At 59.4% G+C, this 3425-nt stretch carries 4 protein-coding genes and 1 pseudogene; 1 reads left to right on the top strand and 4 read right to left on the bottom strand.

Translation table 11 applies throughout. From position 1 onward, the window contains the following. The 4 genes and pseudogenes from V7793_RS35380 to V7793_RS38325 form a co-directional block, all read right to left on the bottom strand. Positions 1 to 384: reverse transcriptase N-terminal domain-containing protein (locus V7793_RS35380; protein ID WP_443058071.1), on the bottom strand; the 384-nt coding region annotated here is incomplete at its 3' end. A gap of 941 nt (positions 385 to 1325) precedes the next feature. After that, positions 1326 to 1565, bottom strand: a pseudogene (locus V7793_RS35375) (transposase family protein); the annotation flags it as partial. 67 nt (positions 1566 to 1632) lie between these two features. After that, the gene (locus V7793_RS35370) at positions 1633 to 1896 is read right to left on the bottom strand and encodes a transposase (RefSeq protein ID WP_336013783.1); all 264 of its coding nucleotides are present in this window, start codon (positions 1894 to 1896) and stop codon (positions 1633 to 1635) included. Between the two features lie 95 nt (positions 1897 to 1991). Beyond that, positions 1992 to 2312: a helix-turn-helix domain-containing protein gene (locus V7793_RS38325; protein WP_443058070.1), complete on the bottom strand. Its 321-nt coding sequence runs from the start codon at positions 2310 to 2312 to the stop codon at positions 1992 to 1994. A 453-nt stretch (positions 2313 to 2765) separates the two neighbouring features. Between V7793_RS38325 and V7793_RS35365 the strand changes: the two genes are divergently transcribed. Next, the coding region (locus tag V7793_RS35365) for a hypothetical protein (RefSeq protein WP_336013782.1) at positions 2766 to 3425 on the top strand (660 nt) is incomplete at its 3' end.

Below are 3425 nucleotides of genomic sequence, written 5' to 3'. Positions count from 1 at the left end.
GATACCAAGTGGGCGTCTCTTCCCGTTAGCCTTGGGAATGTACACACGCTTCACCGGCTTCGGACTCCGAGACTTCCCCTCGGAGAACTCCAGGGCAAGGCGCCCTCGATCCTCTGGAGTCAGTGCCCGATAGTTGTCGACGCCGGCGGTCCTCCTTCCAGGGCTCTGTTGCGTCACACGACGGACGCTCTGGAGCGTGTTGGAATGAGAACGCAGCATGAGCTTTTGGAGGTTACGGACCTTCTTATGGTCCCCCTCCTGCGCGGCCTTGAAGATTCGCTGGCGAAGTCGCCTGACGTCTCGTTCTACCTTGGCCCAGTCTGTACTGTGCCATGAGGTATCTGCGTCCTGGGTTCCGTTCCGGGAGGCTCCATCACTCAGCACTGCCTCGTTCAAGGGTCCTCCTTGCCTAACTTGCGCCCAGGTTGGGGCTGTTCCCAGCTATTCTTCAACGACCTACCTGACCCGCGTGGGCTCCCTTTCGGGCCCAGGTTTTCCTGGTATCCACCGAGTTATGGCCGGAGGCATGGAGACTGCCTGATGTCCGGCGTTTCCTCTGAGCTTTCGCTCCGGTGGCGTTGGCTTCTCGGGTCATCCTGTTCCCGCAGTGGAGTTATGCCTTCGTTGCCTCCGGCCTACCCATTGGGACCGCTACGGGGTTTCCCTGTTCCTCTCTCATGAGATACGACCGGGTTGGGAACTCTCTCTGATCCGGGACCACGGTGACCTCCTCCCGATTTCACTGACTGCGGGAGCATGTGACGCCTCTCAGCGTCGGGTCCTTTACCGCGCCGACTGCTTCCACCACGCGGTTACACCTCACGAATCGTAAGTACAAGAGTTCGCTCTCGCTTTCCCGTCCGGTCTTCCCCTTGCCTGTGGAGTTCTGGTGGTCTGCACTCTCTTGGGCGTTTCCTCCGGCTCGGCACCCCACCCTTACGAGTGACGCACCCAGAGGCGGGGATCGGCATTGATCACTCGCCGAGGTTGACGTATCTCCCTTCTGTCATCCGCTCATGCGGAGAGGCTTTGCAGGTCGCACCAGTGGTGGTGTTCCTTGCCGATGTCTAACCCGGCCCAGATCTCGGGCACGGTCACCTCCGCCTGATCGTCGTCACGTTCACCCTGCAGACGACCTCGCCGGCACCGTCCTACGAAGCGATCACGTCGCGTATCCCAATCAGCGGTCGAGTCGTCGCGGGCTCCGGGCGGCCAAGTTTCTGGAGCCATCCGACGGCGACGGGCACTGAGCCATACCCGGAGCCCCGGGCCCCACCGATCCTACAAATGACCGGCCCGAGCCCGCCCCTAAAACGTAGGACGGGCACTGAATGCGGCAGGTCGTGCCGCAGATGGATCAGCGTGGCCACCAGCCGGTCGACGAACACCAGCCGGTGGCGTGCGCCGGCACCCTCGGCGCGCTTCCGGGCTCCTCCTCGCGCGGCATGGCGTCGGCTCTCGAGTCCGGCCTGCCACGGCACGGCCAACTCCTCGACCAAACAGGCGAGATGCTCTCGAGAGATCCCAATGAACAGCCGATGCGCCAGCACCATCCGATTAACCATGATCACCACACACGGATCATGCCACCTGCCTGGCACGACGCCTCTCCCGCTATCACGCACCAACTCGTTAGGGCCCTGACGTGGGAGGAATCGACCACCGCGACCAGTCCAGCCGTGACGCGGCATTGAGCTCAGCAAGCAGGACCTCGTGAGGACGTTGACAGGAGAACGTGCCACGGCGGATGGACTGCCGGGTGATGATCCCGAACCAGATCTCGATCTGGTTCAGCCAGAAGGAGCCGATGGGGGTGAAGTGGAAGTGCACGTGAGGGTTCTTCGCCAGCCACTCCTTGACCGCTGGGGTGCTGTGCGTGGACAGTGTCCAGGACAACGTGGATCTCCTTTCCGGCGTGCGGCTTCACGGCCTTCTTCAGGAAGGCCAGGAAGTTGGCCGCGTTCCGGCTCGGCTTGCACTAGCCGAGCACGTCACCCGTGGAAGTGTTCAGAGCGGCGAACAGGTTCGTGGTGCCGTGCCGCACGCAGTCGTGGGTGCGCTGCTCCGTGGCGGAGAACCGTTTTCGCGGGCGGTGTCATCCTCGTCAACGCGATCACATGACCACGCGTCCGCGGTGGCGCCTGCGCCTTCCTGCCGCGGCGCTTCTTCTCCATCGGACCCGCAATGCCCTCCTCCATGTACCACGTCTTGGTACGGTCCCCCGTCCGCGCCGACACGTCGGCCAGCCCGGCGATGTCCTTCGGCGACGTCCCTCGCCGGCCCATAAGCACGATGCGGGCCCGCAGGGCCACATCAGCTGTCGCATGCCGACCCGTCGCCAACGTACGCAATTCCGCCGTCTGTTCACAGGAGAGATCTACCGCCCGGCTCAACGAGACGAAGCACTTCAGGCGACACCAATCCGATCTCGAAACACTAGGCGGATCAACTTGCAAGAGTCCTTATTTCCCGTGCGCATCGAAGCTCGACCAACCTCCAACATTGCAGGTTGCAATTTACCTTTTCCGTGTAAATGCCAGCAACAGATTTCACAGCAGGTTGTTTGCTTCCCAAGTTGCATGACAGGCATTCCTGTCGTCCACTGGTAGGAAACGAAGCGGAGGCCGATGTGCTGCGTTGCCCATCACAGGCCAGTGTCGGGGCCTAGTTGTGGAGTTACTGTAAGTCACCGAACCTTCGAGAATTTGGAAGCCACGCAGCAATGCCCCGTACGCTATTAGTAATAGAGTGGAAGGTGTGAAATTATGACAACCCTAGATTTCCCACCCGACCCGAAGTTTATATCGCATATCACGCTCGACCCGACGTATGTCATGTCTACAGGGCCCCACGGGCAGGCAAATCGAAAAGGTGGAGAATATAAGGAGACTCGCCCTAGGGGAATCATTAAAATAACACAGCAATTTGCCGAGGCGAAACTTCCGACAGGTAAGGCAGCTGAGCTCATTGCGTCACTCGTTAAGGAAAAGGTAACGGAGTGTCGCCCTGTATCTGATTTTAATGAGTATGCTCAGTGCATTGAGTGCCTTTACGCGAGCGGCCGTGATTGCAACAAATACGGAGATGACTGCCGTCACTATCTCAATGAATACGTCAAATGGGGATTCGTGTCCGCCTTGGCGGAAGCTGAGCCGGTAATGCTCTCCACGAACCGAATCGAGAATGGTAGTAGTCAGCAGTCGGCTATGCAGAATTACTCTGTGATGACTACCCTAAATGATTCCGTAACCGATAGTGTTTCGCAAACGCATAGCTATGACGTGAACGTCTCTATAAGTATTGGGGGCATGGCCGTCACGGGAGGAGGGGGAGGGCACGTTTCGTATACCACAGATCATTCGGAGACCGTGAGCGTGGGCCATAGCTACACAGATAGCAAGATGTGGAGCACAAGCCCCAGATAC

The sequence above is a fragment of the Streptomyces sp. KLMMK genome (genome assembly GCF_036961605.1).
Lineage (GTDB): Bacteria > Actinomycetota > Actinomycetes > Streptomycetales > Streptomycetaceae > Streptomyces > Streptomyces telluris.
The sequence above is the reverse complement of the archived record's forward strand: the minus strand, read 5'-3'. Positions and strand labels throughout refer to the sequence as shown.